Origin of the sequence: Tunturibacter psychrotolerans (assembly GCF_040359615.1) — a bacterium.
Classification (GTDB): domain Bacteria; phylum Acidobacteriota; class Terriglobia; order Terriglobales; family Acidobacteriaceae; genus Edaphobacter; species Edaphobacter psychrotolerans.
In genome coordinates this window covers 4594676-4611483 of the sequence record NZ_CP132942.1, presented here as the reverse complement: position 1 = coordinate 4611483, position 16808 = coordinate 4594676, and the positions used below count along the sequence as shown (strand labels likewise).

At 55.7% G+C, this 16808-nt stretch carries 12 protein-coding genes; 10 read left to right on the top strand and 2 right to left on the bottom strand.

The features are described from left to right. Positions 1 to 195 precede the first annotated feature (195 nt). The 4 genes from RBB77_RS19375 to pyk all read left to right on the top strand — a co-directional run bounded on the left by RBB77_RS19375 (position 196) and on the right by pyk (position 4494). Positions 196 to 1347: a VWA domain-containing protein gene (locus RBB77_RS19375; protein ID WP_353063368.1), complete on the top strand. Its 1152-nt coding sequence runs from the start codon at positions 196 to 198 to the stop codon at positions 1345 to 1347. A 130-nt stretch (positions 1348 to 1477) separates the two neighbouring features. After that, positions 1478 to 1966, top strand: coding sequence for a thioredoxin family protein (locus RBB77_RS19370; RefSeq protein ID WP_353063367.1), 489 nt, complete (start codon positions 1478 to 1480; stop codon positions 1964 to 1966). Positions 1967 to 1996: 30 nt separating this feature from the next. Continuing rightward, a complete protein-coding gene (locus tag RBB77_RS19365) occupies positions 1997 to 2887 on the top strand; it encodes a YihY/virulence factor BrkB family protein (protein ID WP_353063365.1) in 891 nt (296 codons plus the stop codon). 98 nt (positions 2888 to 2985) lie between these two features. Next, positions 2986 to 4494, top strand: a complete 1509-nt coding sequence (pyk, locus tag RBB77_RS19360; RefSeq protein WP_434557079.1) for a pyruvate kinase — start codon at positions 2986 to 2988, stop codon at positions 4492 to 4494. A 95-nt stretch (positions 4495 to 4589) separates the two neighbouring features. Here pyk and RBB77_RS19355 read toward each other — a convergent pair whose 3' ends face one another. Next, on the bottom strand, positions 4590 to 5132 hold the full coding sequence (locus RBB77_RS19355; RefSeq protein ID WP_353063364.1) for a PEP-CTERM sorting domain-containing protein: 543 nt from the start codon (positions 5130 to 5132) through the stop codon (positions 4590 to 4592). A 286-nt stretch (positions 5133 to 5418) separates the two neighbouring features. Between RBB77_RS19355 and mutL the strand changes: the two genes are divergently transcribed. The 5 genes from mutL to RBB77_RS19330 all read left to right on the top strand — a co-directional run bounded on the left by mutL (position 5419) and on the right by RBB77_RS19330 (position 12435). After that, on the top strand, positions 5419 to 7476 hold the full coding sequence (gene mutL / locus RBB77_RS19350; RefSeq protein ID WP_353063363.1) for a DNA mismatch repair endonuclease MutL: 2058 nt from the start codon (positions 5419 to 5421) through the stop codon (positions 7474 to 7476). A 110-nt stretch (positions 7477 to 7586) separates the two neighbouring features. Further along, a complete protein-coding gene (gene pstS, locus RBB77_RS19345) occupies positions 7587 to 8684 on the top strand; it encodes a phosphate ABC transporter substrate-binding protein PstS (protein ID WP_353063362.1) in 1098 nt (365 codons plus the stop codon). A gap of 175 nt (positions 8685 to 8859) precedes the next feature. Next, complete coding sequence (locus RBB77_RS19340) at positions 8860 to 11169, top strand: hypothetical protein (protein ID WP_353063361.1); 2310 nt, start codon at positions 8860 to 8862, stop codon at positions 11167 to 11169. Positions 11170 to 11174: 5 nt separating this feature from the next. Then, positions 11175 to 11981, top strand: a complete 807-nt coding sequence (gene cmk, locus RBB77_RS19335) for a (d)CMP kinase (RefSeq protein WP_353063360.1) — start codon at positions 11175 to 11177, stop codon at positions 11979 to 11981. Positions 11982 to 12234: 253 nt separating this feature from the next. Then, positions 12235 to 12435 (top strand): cold-shock protein, encoded by a 201-nt coding sequence (locus RBB77_RS19330; protein WP_013581125.1) that lies wholly within the window; start codon positions 12235 to 12237, stop codon positions 12433 to 12435. Positions 12436 to 12543: 108 nt separating this feature from the next. Here the strand turns inward: RBB77_RS19330 and RBB77_RS19325 are convergent, their stop codons facing one another. Then, positions 12544 to 13533 carry a hypothetical protein gene (locus RBB77_RS19325; RefSeq protein ID WP_353063359.1) on the bottom strand — a complete coding sequence of 330 codons (990 nt, stop codon included), beginning with the start codon at positions 13531 to 13533 and terminating at the stop codon, positions 12544 to 12546. Between the two features lie 747 nt (positions 13534 to 14280). On the opposite strand from RBB77_RS19325, the gene RBB77_RS19320 reads away from it, so the two are divergent. Further along, positions 14281 to 16767 (top strand): 2-oxoglutarate dehydrogenase E1 component, encoded by a 2487-nt coding sequence (locus tag RBB77_RS19320; protein ID WP_353063358.1) that lies wholly within the window; start codon positions 14281 to 14283, stop codon positions 16765 to 16767. The last annotated feature ends 41 nt before the right edge of the window (positions 16768 to 16808 follow it).

Genomic DNA, 16808 nt, shown 5'->3' with positions numbered 1-16808 from the left:
ATGACACAGAATGACCTCACGAGTGCAGAACCCACCTTCTGCCAGCACCTCACTAGAATCCGAAAACCGGAAAACAGAAGAGCAGATTGAAACGATGACTCGATAGTAGCAAGCCGGAGATTTCTCGTCAGCAGAAACGTCTGGTCAAACCACCCCGGATTGAAACCCCAACAATCCGAAATCGTCTAAACTCACATGATCACCCGCCAATTGCTCCGGCCCGTTCTAGTGGCCGTTGTCCTATTCATGCCTAGCCTCTCCGTTCCAGGCCACAGCGAACAGCAAAAAACAGCTCCGCCTGATGGGTCGCCCTCCACCGCGGTACCGACGATCGCCGTCGACGCCCGCCTGGTCAATCTCCCGGTTGTCGTCCGGGACAAGAAAGGAGCGCTCATCCAGAATCTTAATAAGGACGACTTTACCCTTCAGGTGGACGGCAAACCACAGGCCATCCGCTACTTCGATAAGGATATGAACCTCCCGCTAACCTTGGGTCTGCTCGTAGACACGAGCCAATCCCAACGCAGCGTCCTCGGCGAAGAGCGTACCGCCAGCAGCACCTTCCTCGACCAGATGCTGACCAACCCGAAGGATCAGGCCTTTATCATCCAGTTTGCGCGTCAAACCGAGTTGTTGCAGGATTTGACGACGTCCCGTCCGCTCCTCCAGAAGGCGCTCAAAGAAATCGACAGCCCGGGTGCATCCTCGACCGACGACGACACCGACACCCGGAGTCGCGCTCGCGGAGGCACGGTTCTCTACGACGCTCTGTTTCTTGCCTCAGACGAACTGATGAGCAAGCAGACTGGCCGCAAGGCTCTCGTCATCCTCTCCGATGGAGTCGACCGAAACAGTAAGGAGAATCTCGTACGCTCCATCGAAGCCGCCCAACGAGCCGATACCATCATTTACGCCATTTATTTCAAAGGCGAGGAGTCCCATCCACAGAACTACAACCCTCAGCACGGGCGTAGCGGTTATCCTGGGGGTGGTTTTCCTGGAGGTGGATATCCTGGCGGTGGCTACCCAGGTGGCCGTGGGGGATATCCAGGGGGAGGTAATGGTGGGGGTAATGGAGGCAATTATCCGAGCCAGAGTCACGTTGACGGTAAGAAGATCCTAGAACGCATGGCTCAGGAGACCGGTGGGCGCCTCTTTGAAGTAAAGAAGAATCAGGATGTCGCCCAGATCTACAACCAGATAGCTGAAGAACTCCGAGCACAATACCGCCTCGGTTATACCCCCACTCAGGAGGCAGCGTCCAACGGCTACCATCAGGTTGCAGTGGACCTACATCAGAAAGGTCTGGTTATTCAGACCCGTGATGGTTACTACGGCGGAAAGTGACTCTTATCTCGGTCTTTCTAACCTTAGTTTTGCGTCACGCTGCAATCTTCGTGCATCATCTGTGAATAGCGGCAACGCTTCATCGCACAGCCATATGCCACTTCCCACGAAACCCGCACAAGGTTGTCTCATGAATACGAAACTCAGCAATATCTTTCTTGCGGTTGCAACAATGCTGGTGCCGCTCACTGTCAGCTCTCTTGCTCCAGCTACTGCACAGTCCGTCTTCATGGTCAACAGGAACCTCTATTCAGAGACCGCGAACGCCAGCGCCGATATTGCGGCTGCAATGGTCACCGCGCGCCGCGAGCACAAGCGCATCATCCTCGACTTCGGCGCAAACTGGTGCGGTGACTGCCAGGTTCTCGACTACTACTATCGGCAGAGCCCCAATGCAGAGCTTCTCGCGAAACACTTCCTTGTTGTGCATATCGATACCGGGCATGTCGACCACAACGTGGACGTGGCAAAGAAGTATCATGTTCCCATCGCCCATGGCATTCCTTCTCTCGCTGTCATCGACGCTCACGGCAACCTCCTCTACGCCGAACACGAGAAGGAGTTCGAACACACCAGTGTTGAGGCTGTCACTGCCTTCCTCAATCGATGGAAGGCTTAGCCTGCCTCTTTCATGCTTCGGACCGTTCCCATGAGGAGACTCCTTCGTCTTCCCGGGATCCTTCACGGAACATTGCTCCGCGCGATGAGGCACGACAGCCTCAACCTCGCCCAGTCCACCGCCTACTCCGCGATCGTCACGCTCTTCCCGGCGCTCATTGTCGCCGCCGCGATGATCAGTATGGTTCCTGATACCGCGCCGCTGCGTTACCAGTTCTCCATCTTTTTCGATCGCATCCTCCCCCCGGACGTCAGCCCCCTCCTTCAGAGCTACTTCGTCTCCTCGCCGGAAACCGCCCGTTCCACGCATGCTCTCAGCGTCGCGTTCCTGGTCAGCCTCACAGGAGCCTCAAGTGTTCTCGCCACAATTATGGAGGGGCTCCGCCGTGCCAATGACCTTCCTGTTAATTGTTGGACTTTTTGGCAGCGCCGCCTTCGCGCTCTCGTGTTGGTTCCACTCTCACTAATACCTTTTGCTCTGTCCAGCGTTCTCGTGGTCTTCGGTCACTTCATCACGACCTGGCTCGCTGTGCACATTACTCCTTCTGCCCGCACTCCGGTCTATATCTTCGCGCTTCTCATCCGTTGGAGCGTCGCACTCACCGGCAGCATTGGCATCACGGCCCTGATCTATCACATGGGAACGCCTATGCAGCAGTCTTGGAAGCGCACCCTTCCCGGCGCTTTCGTCTCAACAGCCATGTGGTTCCTCGCGACGGTCATCTTTGGCTGGTACGTCACGCGCTTCGCCAACTACTCCCAGGTTTATGGATCACTCGGCGCCGGCATTGCGCTGCTCTTCTGGCTTTACATCATCTCGCTCTGCGTTCTTTGCGGAGCCGAGTTCAATGCCGAGTTCCACTCTCGTTTTTTTCACCCTCATTCCCGGCCCCCTACGCCAAATAACATCGCACCCGGTTAGAATTGCGAGGGAAGTCAAACCTACTGGTCATACCATTCGTAACCTTGGGATGGTGAGAAAGTTTCCGCAAGCTGCCCATGAAGAAATCTTTGAACTCAATGCCCGACGTTGCCCCCTTTATCGCAATGGAACGAGGCCGCCGCGCCAAGATTGTGGCCACGCTCGGTCCCGCTTCAAACACCCCTGAGGTCTTCCGCCAACTCGTACGGGCTGGTCTTGACGTCGCTCGCCTCAATTTCTCCCACGGCAGCCACGATCAAAAGGCCGAACTTATCCGCATGGTCCGCACGATCTCTAAAGAGGAGCGCAAGCCCATCTGCATCCTGGCCGATCTGCAGGGTCCCAAGATTCGCACAGGCAAGCTCAAGGGACACAAGCCGGTCCAACTGGTCGCGGGCAAACGCCTAACTATCACCCCGCGCGAGATCGAAGGCAATGCTGCACTCGTCGGCACCACTTTTAAGACACTCGCTGAAAACCTCGAGCGGGGTTCGCGAATCTTGCTTTCCGACGGCCTTATTGAGCTGCATGTCGAGTCCGTCAAAGGAGTTGACGTTGTTTGCGAGATCGTCAACGGAGGCATGCTCGGCGAAAATAAGGGAATTAACCTTCCTGGCATCGCGGTCAACGTTCCGTCTCTCACGGAAAAGGACGAAGAGGACCTTATCTTTGCCATCGCTCAGGGAGTAGATACGGTCGCTGTCTCTTTCGTTCGGACGGCCGATGACGTCCGCCATGTGAAGAATCGTCTGGCCGCTCTCAAATCTGACGCATGGGTCGTCGCCAAACTCGAAAAACCACAGGCCATCGAGCATCTGGATAGCATTCTTGAAGTCACCGATGCCATCATGGTCGCCCGTGGCGACTTAGGCGTCGAGGTTCCACCAGAGAAGGTTCCAGCTCTTCAGAAGCACATCATTCGGCGCGCCGCGGAGTTCCGAAAGCCCGTTATCACCGCGACGCAGATGCTAGAGTCGATGATCGACAACCCGCGCCCCACCCGCGCCGAGGCGTCAGACGTCGCCAACGCCATCTACGACGGCACTGACTCCGTTATGCTCTCAGCCGAGAGCGCAGCTGGTAAATACCCCGTAGAAGCCGTTGCCATGATGGCAAAGATTATCACCGAGACCGAGCACCAGATCCGCCTCGATCCTCGTCCTGCGCTTGGCCATCACCCTAGTGTCCGCCTCTCCATCGCGGAGACTATTTGCGAGTGTATGTCCCACGCGGCGGACGACCTCGACGTGGCAGCTATCGCTATCTTTACCGAAAGCGGCATGACCGCTCGGCTTCTCTCCAAGTATCACCCTGAACCGCCCATCTTCGCGCTCTCGCCCTTTGAGAAGGTCATCAATCGCTGCATGCTTCTGTGGGGCACTTATCCCATCCTGTGCGCTCGCTTTCGCGATACAGACAAGCTCGTCAACATGGCTGAACAGATCCTCGAAACGCAAGGCCATGTTCACCAGCGCCAGATCGTCGGTATTGTCGCCGGGACTCGAACCAAATCTGGTGCGACGAACTTCATGCGCCTCCATATGGTCGGCGACCGCGATACTGAAACCCCCAAATCCAGGTCGGTAGCCAGGAAAAGAAGCAAATGATGGAATAGAACGCCGGACTCGACTCTCTGTTCGACAAATAAAAAGCTGCTTCGTTGTTCCGAAGCAGCTTTTTATGTAACCAGAGATCCAGCAAATCAGCCAAAACGCAACTTGAGGCGTATGGCGCCAGCGATACCAAAGATGCCTGTACCAAACAGCGCAAGGCTGCTGGGCTCAGGAACTGGAGAATTTTTAACGATGCCGATGGTGGCGACCTCGGGAAGGGCGAGTCCTTTCGGCGCGCCTATCACTGCATATCCGGATCCCCTGGAATCGTTCACATTAATAACGTCCCCGTCGGCGAGAGCAAAAGACACGCCGTTGGCGTCAAAAAACTTAGTGGGCAAGAAGAATGGAGAGGCGACGCCAGAAAAGATCAACTTGTTGTCGTTGCCGTTGAAGTTGTTCAGTCCGACAAGTGATGAAATGTTCGAAGATCCCGCCCAATCTCGGATAGTACCTGTGGCGCCAGTTACGTCATAAACGTCTGTAGCGCCTTCCTCTGTTGCCGTGAATGTACCTGAGCCGGAGAAGAGGATACCCGAAAAACTGAAATCGAAGGTGTCGGCGTGAGCAGTGGAAGAAATTGCGAGAGTAACCAAGGCAAGAATGCAAAGTCCCAGTGTTCTGTGTTTCATGAGGCTCCTAAGAATTGCAGGACGAGTACTTGCAACGGTTCGTAGCATTCTGATGGCCAATTCGGAGACTAGGAAACGCCTTCATATTGGCTTTTGTAATGACAATCTGAAAACGAGTTACATCGATATGCGCAAAAAAATGCATGTTAAAGTGGTATTTATCTGCTCAATTGGGTATTGAGTGAGAATCTATTTCCCACACGAACACAAAGTCGTCTCTCTCGACTTGCTGAATGCTTCTGTCTCTCAATCCAGCAAGCGCTCGGATCCTCGTACAATCGATCTCATGGGCCGCATTCGTATCCTCTCCGACCTCGTGGCGAATCAGATCGCCGCCGGCGAAGTCGTCGAACGCCCGGCATCCGTGGTAAAGGAGCTCCTCGAAAACTCGCTGGACGCTCAAGCAACCCGCATCCGCATCGAGGTCGAGGGCGGTGGCCGAAAACTCATTCGAATAGCCGACAATGGCCACGGGATGGTGCGGGACGACGCCCTCCTTGCTTTTGAGCGCCACGCCACCTCTAAGCTTCGCAATGCGGACGATCTCCTCTCCATCGCGACTCTTGGCTTTCGTGGGGAAGCCCTGCCTTCAATTGCCAGTGTCTCCCGCCTGCAACTGGAAACTCGCGTTGCGGACGAGGTCTCGGGGACTCTGGTTGAGATTGCCGGGGGAAATATTCTTCGCGTCGAAGATGCTGGCCTTCCAGTCGGCACAACCATCACTCTTCGCGACCTCTTCTTCAATACACCCGCTCGTCGTAAATTCCTTAAGTCCGAACAGACTGAGCTATCGCACATTGCTGCTCTCGTCACGCATTATGCCCTCGTACATCCCACAAAACACTTTGAGCTTCACTCCTCCACGCAGGCTCTCCTTGTCGCCCCAGCTGTTGGCAACAGCGCAGATCGACTCTTCCAGATCTTCGGCAGAGAGACCAGCAACTACATGCTCCCCACTACGGCCGAACTTGATTTCACTCGCATCGGTCTGCCCGAGCCCCCTCCCTGGAAGCGCGAAGAGGACTACGTTGCACCCGACCCTGGTTTTCTTCGTCTCACTGGCTTCGTCTCCAAACCCGAGTTGCAGAAGCTCAACCGCAACTCAATTTATGTTTTCGTCAATCAACGCCTGATCCGCGACAAGCTCATCCTCCATGCACTCTCGGAGGCTTACCGCAACATTCTTCCTCCCACTTCTTACCCCGTGGTTCTTCTCTACCTTGAGATGCCGCCTCAAGAGGTTGACGTCAATGTTCATCCGGCAAAGACGGAGGTGCGGTTCCGCCAACCAAGCTTCGTCCATGATTTCGTCCGAGACAGCATTCGTACCACGCTCACTCAGGCGCGTCCCGCTGCAAGCTTCGTTACCGCACTCCAGAATGGCCCGCACGGTGTATCGAGTTCACTCCTCCTGGATGTGAGTCCACTTCCGGGCTCTCCGGACGGCGGGGACTCCATCCCCCAGCCGGTCTTTGGCGCAACCTTCCGACCTACGACATTTGAAGACGGTCGCGCTGAGCCTATGGGTGCTAAAGGGGAAGGAGCTGCCTATTTCTCAAATGGTTCTGAAACCGCCCAGTGGGATATTCCAAACCCCGCTGAGCCCGTAAAGTCCCCCACCTTCGAACTTGCCGCGCCGATCGTTCCACCCTCCCCAGGGCGCTTTGCCTTTTCCGGACACTGTATCCCTGTCGGTTATGATTCCGCGGACGCTGAATCCAATTACGAATCAGCGGCGCCACAGCAAGCAGATACACTCACCGCTCTTTCGACCCTCAAGCCCCTGGGTCAGTTCCGAGACTCCTTTATCCTTGCTACTAACGATGAGGGTCTGTGGATCATCGACCAGCATGTGGCTCATGAACGCGTTTTATTTGAAAAAGTCCTGCACGACCGCGATACAGAACAGATCCAACGTCAGCGCCTCCTCATGCCGCTCCTGGTCGACTTGCTGCCAGCGCAGATGATCACCTTTGCCGAAATTGCCGATGAGTTGGAACGCAATGGTTTTGAAGCTGAACCCTTTGGTCCCCGCACTCTCGCGGTCAAAGCCGCTCCAGTAGGTCTCCAAGGTCGCGAGCTCGAACACCTGCTCGAAGAGATTCTGGCCATTCCGGACCGGAATCGGCAGACCGAGAACTCAGAAGCGCGCCGTCGCCGCATTGCGGCTTCGATTGCGTGCCATGCCGCCATCAAGATCAATCAGCCGCTTGAACTTTCGAAGATCGAATGGCTGCTCGATGCCCTGGGAAAAACCGAACACCCCACAGCTTGTCCCCATGGCAGGCCTATTGCGTTGCGTTATTCCCACAAAGACATACAAAAGGCATTTCAACGCATTTGAGTCACTCGCAACTTTATGAATATTCGTGGAATATCCTTCCCGCCAGCAACCTGCTCTCTGTTTTTGTGCAACCAATCTAAGATCAAATACCGCGTTCTATGGAGGATCTCTTGCGTAAATCTGCCGATAACTCCTGTGTACGACTCCGAGCGGGATATGCTCTCTGTCTGGCATCCACACTTTTTGTTGTCTTCACGGGTTGCAAATCAAGCTCCAGCGGTGGTGAAGGTCAGAGCGTAGAACTCAACGGGGCAGGAAGCACCTTTGTTTATCCCGTAATGTCCCGGTGGACCTCCGCTTTCTCGAACGCGCATTCCAATGTTCGCATCAACTATCAGTCAATAGGCTCAGGCGGCGGCGTACAACAGGTTAAGAACGGCACAGTTGATTTCGGAGCTTCAGATGCCGCACTCAACGACGATCAACTTAATGGCATGAAGCCCACGATCCAGATTCCCGAGTCGGCTGGTCCCGTCTGCATCACCTACTCGTTACCCGGTCTAGACAAGCCAATGCAACTCTCATCGGACGCCATCGCCGGCATCTTTCTCGGTAAGATCACCTCTTGGCATGATCCACTTCTGGTCAAAGACAATCCCGGTGTGAACCTCCCTAATACGAAGATCCTTGTGTCTCACCGTACGGACGGCAGCGGCACGACCAATGCCTTTACTACTTACCTCGCTGCCGTCAGCCCGGAGTGGCAGCAGAAGGTTGGTGTTGGTAACTCAGTCGACTGGCCCGTCGGAATCGGCGGCAAGGGTAGCGAAGGCGTGACAGCGCAGGTTCGTCAAACTCCTGGTGCTATCGGGTACGTTGAGCTCACTTTTGCCCAGCAAAACAAGCTCCCTGTAGCCGCAGTAAAGAACCTTTCCGGCAAATATGTTCTGCCCGACACCGCCAGTACCACGGCTGCCATTGCCGCGTTTACCGATCAACTCTCGAAAGACCCACGGACGCCGATCGTCAACGCCCCGGCTTCAGCTCCAGATGCTTATCCCATCTCCACTCTCACGTTTCTAATCATCCCGAAGGATGGCCCCGACGTGGCCAAGCGTACCGCTCTTAGAAACTTCGTCCAGTACGTCATCACGGATGGTCAGGCTGCTGCAGCGACACTCAACTACGCGCCGCTTCCCGAGGGGGTCAAGAGCTACGATCGGCAACAACTTCAGCAGATGACTGCGGCGGGCCAGCCTCTTCCTTAGCTGAACGCATTTTGGCCGTCTTCTCCGGGTGAAAGATGAAGGTGCTGATGGGGCGGCTTTACCGTTTGCAGAGAGAAACCGCAGATCCTGCTACCTCTGCGGGGGCAGACCAATCGCTTTGGGGTATCCTTATAAAGACATACGAAGCATTTCAGCGCATCTCGCCGATCGTCGCTTGAATCCGAACATTAGTGTCATCCTTTTAGCCCAGGCTAAGGATATGTTGTCGTACGAGCATCGCTCGGCGCAGCAGGAAGGCAACACCTTGAGCAACCTAAGCACCCCCACGGCTGACCAGCTCGCCGCCGCTCGCCTCGTGCATTGGCATCACAACGCCGATCCCATTCTTACAATCAACATGCTCCGCGATTGGCTCAACACTTCAGGGTTGGTCTTCTTTACACCTCGCGCAGCGCAGCTTTCCGCCCCTGCTCCATCCTTCGTTGAAGCGACCCTAGGTACTCCCAATGCTGCCCCGACCCTGGCGGATACTGAACAGTCCCGAAGCCTCCTCTCTCGGCTCATTCTCGATGGCGGCGCGATTCCTCTAAATCTTCTCGGCTCGCCCACCGGCACCGGCAGTGAGATCCCGGACTTCATCGTATCCCCGCTTGCTTTTCCCTATATCTTCACGCTCCGCGGCGACAAGGCCTGGAAGCAGCCGCCGACAACAAGCGGAGCCAGCAAAGTCTCCCCGCTCGCCTTGAACACATACAATCTCCTAGCCGAGCGCGCCAAAGACCACGCCACCGGTATGAGCTCCTATGACCTCACGACGCAGCTCGGTAAGGAGGTCACCGAGACAGCGGTGCTCCGCTCACTGACTGAGCTCTGGCAGCACCTCCGAGTTATTCCAGTTCCGCAACTTGATGGTGCCTCCACCCTGTGGGAGCTCACCACTACTCGTTTCACCAAGCAGATCAAAGCGGGAGCCAACACCGGACAACCTACGGCACTCTCAGCCCTCATCTCGCTGTACCTCGGTCAGGCTATCGTAGCGTCTGAAGAAGACATAGAAACCTTCCTTTCCCCGGTCGCCGCTCGTTCGCGTATCCGCGATGTCATCCATGCGCTTATCTCTGCGCGCCAGCTCGAAACCATCGCCGTAGAAGGCCGCACGGTCCTTCATGTCACCGGCGAGCTTCCTGTATTCCTCGCAGTTGCTGTCCCTTCCACCACTGATATCGACTCTGTCGTCGCGATCGAAGGCGAGAGTAGCGAAACCGGCGAGACGTCTGGTCGCATCACCAAATTCATCCCCAAACCTCGCAAAGTCGGCACGGGATTTATAAGCAAACCGAGTCGCGACCCTGGAGCCGCTACAGCACGCGAGCGCCGCCCCTTTACCCGCGAATCGAATCGCCCTGAGCGGCCAAGCTTCACCAAGCCTTGGGAGGAAGAGAAGGCCAATCAATTTGAGGCCAAATCGTCCTCGCGGCTTTCAGAAGATGGCGGCGATACCGCAAGAACACAGCCTCGCGTCGCCGAACGCAAAACCAGTTTCGACAGAGCAGGGAAACGACCTTCTTTTGGCTCCAAGCCGGCGTTCGGTTCAAAGCCAACATTCGGGGACAAACCTCGCTTCGCCGGCAATCGTCCATCTTTCGGCAAGGACAAACCCTCCTTCGGTCACGATCGGCCGACCTTCCGCCGCAGCGAAGGCTCCAGTGAGAGCCGTCCGCCTCGCCGCGAATTCACCCAGCGACCTTACAGCGATGCCCCGGTTGAGGGCAACGACCGTCCTCGTAGAACGTTCTCCAAATCAAGTACCTCAGGCCGCGATCGTGAAGGCTTCGCCGGCAAACCCAGCTTTGGCCGCGATAACAGCGAGAGGCGTCCTCCTCGCCGCGAGGTCACGCCTCGGCCGGTCGGCGAGTCCCCCGACAGCCGTCCTGCACGACGTACCTTTGGAGACAGATCAGCCAAGCCTGGCTTCGGCAGCCCACGTAAGGCGGCCAGCTTCTCCTCCCGCCCACAGCGAAGTATCGACGGTGGCGACCGCACCAACGGCTTCGCGCCACGGAAATCCTTTGTCCGTCGCGACGAAGCGGCAGGACCTTCTCGCTTTGGCGGCAAGCCCAGTCCCTCCCGCGACCGTAAGGATAGTGGGGGCCGAAGCGAAAGTGCAGCAAGCCGTCCCAGTGGACCACCATACCGAAAGTTCGACGCTCCGCGCAGTCCTCGTTCCTCCCCGTCCGACCGGTCGGCGCGTCGCGAAAACTCTGGCGATTCCTCGCCGAGGCCGAGTGGCGGTTATGCAGGTAAATCCGGTGGGGGATTGGGTGCCAAAAAGCCCTTCGGTAAACCCGGCGGAGGCTATGTTGGAAAATCAACAGGTGGCAGTTTCGCTGGCAAAAAAGCCTATGGAAAATCTACGGCAACGACTGGAAAACCCGCTAGCACTTTCGACAAGTTCAAGGGTAATAAGAAGCCCTTCGGCAATCGACCTCCCGCACGTAAGTTCAAACGTGAGGAAGGGGAATAGGCCGGATGACCCAGCCGCACCAAGACTCTGCCGCTACATCACAGCCTGAAACAAAAAAACGCGAGCGCCCCATCATTGCCATCGACGGGCCTGCCGGTGCCGGCAAGAGCACCCTTGCTGCTCACCTGGCCCGTCGCTTCGGTTTCCTTAATCTCGAGACAGGAGCCATGTACCGTGCTCTTGCCCTAAAAGCGATCGAGAACGACTACGATTTTGATGAAGAAGCTCCCCTGATGGCTCTTGCCGCCCAAACCCGCATTACCCTCGAGCCTCAACTAGACGGTAATCGGGTCCTGCTGGACGGCATGGACGTCTCCCGCCGCATCCGCGAGACGGACGTCACCTCCGCCGCCTCCAAGGTATCCGTCCATCCGCACCTTCGCGCTTGGATGGTCCAGGAGCAGCGCACTCTGGGTGAGGCCGGCGGAGTCGTTATGGAGGGCCGCGACATCGGCACCGCCGTCTTCCCGGACGCCGAGGTCAAGATCTTCCTCGACGCTGCTCCCGAGGTTCGCGGTAGCCGCCGATACCGCCAAGCTGCTCCGCGCTCGCCTGCTCTCGAAGCGACTCGGGAGCAGAATTCGGCGCGCCAAACATCAGATCCAGTGACCGCAGAACAGCAGCGACTCGACGAAGAAGTCATTCTGCGCGAGCTGAAAGATCGCGACTATCGCGATCGCAACCGGGCCGAGTCACCCCTTAGACCTGCCGCCGACGCAGTTATCCTCGACTCTACCGCGATGACTCTCGACGAGGTCCTTCTACAGGCCGAAAAGATCGTCCGCTCACATCTAAAGCATGAACCTGCGTGATATCTAACATCCTCGGAGTACGTTTGTCGAATCCAACTGAGCTTGAATTCCTAGTTTCTGCGCGGATATTCACATTTGTTGCACCATAAATAGTGCGACTGTAACTATTTAGGAGATTAAGTAAAAAAAAAATGCCAAGTGTGCTAACCTTCACACATCGTTTGAAACAGATTGGATTTCTGCAAAGCTCGTACTGTACGAACCCCGATTTGGATCTGGCGGCAAATTCAATAGCAATAAGGAAATAGCGAACATGGAACAAGGAACAGTTAAGTGGTTTAACGATGCCAAGGGGTTTGGCTTTATCAGCCGTCAGAACGGCGAGGATGTATTCGTACACTACTCGGCGATCAATTCGAACGGTTTCAAGAGCCTTCAAGAGGGCCAGGCTGTACAGTTCAACGTGGTAAAGGGACCCAAGGGTTGGCAGGCGTCTGACGTTCAGCCTCTCTAGTCTTTAGCACTACGGCTACAGCAATAACCAAGTTTTGCGAAAGGGATGGCGGTTGCTATCCCTTTGCGCGTTTCTGAAGCCGTCGCTCGGCCGGCATTGACGAGGATGTCATTTTGTTGGCGGACTCGGTGGGACTGTGCTTTCTACCGGCACAATGGTCGAAGTCGCTTTGAACTTTCGATAGTCCGACTCTACCCCATGCACGCTCCCATGCAAATTGAAGAACAGAAGTGTTCTGGCTTCCCCTTGCCCCTCAACCATCGCTGGCAGCCAGACTTCGTTGTTGACCTTGCGCTGCTCCATGGAGAAACTGGTCCCCTTTTGGATGTTCGCCACCAGGCCGCCGCCGATTTTGAAGCTATTTAGAAAATGTCCCTGGGCCTTTACAAGCGTCTGGTCCTGTTCGTCGACCCACGCTGTGCCGACCATATCTCGAATGACCTCTTCGAACCGGGTTTTGGTTTTTGCATTTGGATCGCCCGCGAAGTCAACGGCGATCGTGTCTCTCCCATTCCATTGCACGCGTCGCGCATTTGTGAATCTGCCTAACTCCAATAGTCGCGAGACGGTAACTTCCTCCTCGCCATGCGGTCCAGTCTCTTTTCCCTTCTCGTCCGCTTTCCTGCGTTTCTCCTTGACCTTGAGTATCTCTTTATCTATCCGCTCGTTTTCCTTCTTTTGATCGTCCGCGCTCAGATCTTTTCCGTTCTTCTTCATCAAACGATGAACGGGAACTCCTTCTACCCAGAAGACGTCATATTCTTCTGTCTCAGTCTTCTTGACCGCTCCGTGCCCATCGAGTTCTTTCAGCGTCCACGTCGATCGGTATAAATAGTCCTTCTCGATTGTCTCCGCTGCTCTCTGGTTCGTCTCCACTGCGTGCATTAACCCCTCGATATCAGGTAGTGGACGGTTGTCGATTTTCGCTGTATCGGGAATCGTCACGTCGGTGGGAGTTGCACTCTTTGCACGCGTCCTAATCGATTCGTGCGCAGCGGAGGGAGCTTGGTCGACGGAAGCAAGACCGAACCCCGTCGACAAACTCATCCAACTGAATGCGCAGGCCAAAACCAAAGCCTTGTGAAATACAAATTCCATGTTTTAAACTATAGTTGTGAATCGCAACTCGGTGCAGCGCAACTCACTTAAGTGTCTGATCGTGATAAGGTTCGCGAAACGTCAAGCCCAGAGGTCTTCGTAATTGACCACATTCGTGGCGAAGTCGCCTGTACTTCTCGTATGTCACGAGCGGGCAGGCAAAGGGTCGATCCCTTCCAAGAACAAACGATGTTCGCGGACCGAATGCGTTTACATAGAGCCGGTCATTCATCGCCATTTTGCGCTCGACAAAGGTGCGCCGATTCTTGATCTCGGCTGCGGACGCGGAGCTTCGTACATGTTCCGCGTCTGAACGGTTTTACTTCGGTCAGCGGTGTCGATGTTTCGGAAGAGCAAATAGCTTTAGCGCATCAACTTGGGATGGACGGCAACTCAAGGAGAACTGTTCGACTACTTGCAGCGCACCGAAAAGCAAATCGGTGGGGGCACTCCTTAGGATATCGTCGAACAGCGCACGCGCGACAGTAGGCATTTTTAGTAACTGACTAAAATGGTGGGGTTTACGAGTCTGCACAGAAAGTAAAGACCCAAGCTCGACGAGCCTCGGTCTCCGTTGAGTGAATCGCGAACCAGAAGCTTGATTTGTTTCCAAGATGGTGAGGGGTGCAACTTTATGGTCAATCGTGCTCATCGAGTTCCCCAGGGCACGTGCACCCTTCCGCCGAAAGGTCTAGCATAGAAGTGTACGCGAAAATGGCTCGCGAATAGATCTGAAATGAGGAAGCAATGGCTACAAAGGCAGGGACCCTGACTGAAGCAACACCCACACTGGAACAACACGAACGCGAAACAATCTTCGACATCTTTCGGCGTTGGGGATATTTGCAGGCTTCACTTGACCCTCTCGGCCAATACCTTGCCCCCGAGCCATTTCCTACACCCGCACCTGAGGGCGAAGTCGCCAAAGAGGCGCGCGGTTATTACTGCGGAACCATCGCCGTAGAGTTTATGCATATCCCGAGCCCTGAACAGCGGCAGTGGCTGCAGGAGCGCATCGAACAGATCCCTCCGACTCCCGATCAGGCCCTCATCCTTACCCAGCTTATCCGTGCCGACATCTTCGAACAGGTCATTCAGTCGCGCTACCTAGGCACTAAGCGATTCTCACTTGAAGGAATCACCGCACTGATTCCATTCCTTGATCGAATTCTCGCAGTGAGCGCCGGATCAGGCATTACGAAGGCAATGATTGCAATGAGCCATCGCGGACGATTAAACGTGATGACGAACACAATCGGTCGTTCTCCGTCGGAGATCTTCACCAAGTTCGAAGACGTCGATCCACGTAGCACCATGGGCGGTGGCGACGTGAAGTATCACGTGGGTGCGACAGGCGAATATCATTCGCCCGAGGGGAAAGTTATTTCGCTACACCTCGCTTCGAACCCAAGCCACCTCGAAGCGGTCGATCCTGTTGTACTCGGACGCACTCGCGCCAAGCAGGAACGCATCGGAAAAGACGGGAACAATCAGGTGTTGCCATTGATCATTCATGGCGACGCCGCATTTGCAGGACAGGGCATTCTCGCCGAGACCCTGAACATGGCAACGCTACATGGCTACAACGTCGGCGGGACCATCCATGTCATCGTCAACAACCTCCTCGGGTTCACCGCAATCCCTGAAGAGTCGAACTCCTCGCGATTCGCCACGGACATTGCAAAACGTCTTCCCATTCCCATCTTCCACGTCAACGCCGAAGACCCAGATGCCGTCGTGAGAGTCGCTGCAATCGCTGCGGAATATCGAACGCGCTTCCACTCTGACATCGTTATCGATCTCGTAGGCTACCGCAAACATGGACACAGCGAAGTCGACGATCCCACCGTCACCCAGCCTCGTCGGTATGCGATTATCAAGGACCGTCCCGCACTCTACCAGTCATACGCAAAGCAAATCGGTGTCGATCCCGCCGCCGAGGTGCAGAAGATTCAACAAGAACTCCTTGACGATCAGAAGGCGGCAACGCAGGCCGATCACAAGCCGCAACTAGCCTACCTTCCCGCTTATTGGGATCCCTACAAAGGGGGTGAACTGGAGCCCCAGGACGATGTGCCAACAGGTCTCTCCGCCGAACGGATCAATGCGCTTGTGACCTCGCTGACCTCATACCCAAACGACTTCCATATCCATCCCAAGGTGAAGAAGCTGTTCGAACAGCGTCAGGAAATGGGCGCTGGCTCGCGACTCTTCGACTACGGTATGGCCGAACTCGTAGCTTTCGCTTCACTGCTGGAAGCAGGCACTCCGGTACGCCTCAGCGGACAGGATTCACAGCGGGGAACCTTCAATCAACGCCATGCTGTTATGGTCGATACCGAGACCGAGGTTCGTTACACGCCGCTCGCCCATTTCAGTCGGAAGCAGGGTAAGTTCGAGGTGTACAACTCACTTCTCTCCGAGGCCGCTGTCTTAGGCTTCGAGTATGGCTTCTCGCGCGACTTTCCCGAGACTCTCGTACTTTGGGAGGCGCAATTCGGCGACTTCGCGAACGGCGCGCAGATCATCATCGATCAGTTCATCGCGGCCAGTGAAGCGAAGTGGGGCTTGCTCTCTGGAATTGTCTTGTTGCTGCCGCACGGATACGAGGGCCAAGGCCCCGAGCACTCCAGCGCACGCATCGAACGCTATCTACAACTCGCCGCGAACGACAACATCCAGATCTGTCAGCCGTCGAACGCCGCGCAATACTTCCACCTTCTGCGGAGACAGGCGCTTCGGCCGTGGCGTAAGCCGCTCGTCGTCTTCACTCCTAAGAGCATGCTCCGCCATCCAGATGCCTCCTCCACACTCGCGGATTTTGCCATCGAACGATTTCAGAACGTGCTACCGGACAATGACGTGAAAGACCCGCGCAGACTGCTGGTCTGCAGCGGAAAGATCGGTCACAATCTTCGCGTCGAACGCGAGAAGCGTAAGGACTTCAGCGTTGGCATCATCTTCCTTGAGCAAATGTACCCTTGGCCCGAGGATGAACTACAGGCCGCCCTCGACCAACATCCAGACGCGCAGGAGATCATCTGGGTTCAGGAAGAGCCGGCCAACATGGGAGCGTTTTCCTACGTGATGCCGTTGCTGCGACGTATGGCTGGTGACCGCGCTGTACTCAGCGTCAAGCGCAGTGCGAGTGCAACGCCCGCAACTGGTTCCGCAAAGGCTCACGAGATCGAGGAAAAGACTCTGATCGACCTTGCCCTGGGCTCAGCCGACTAGCTCAACCTGGTAAAATTCCGGGCATACTCTCCTCTACTGTT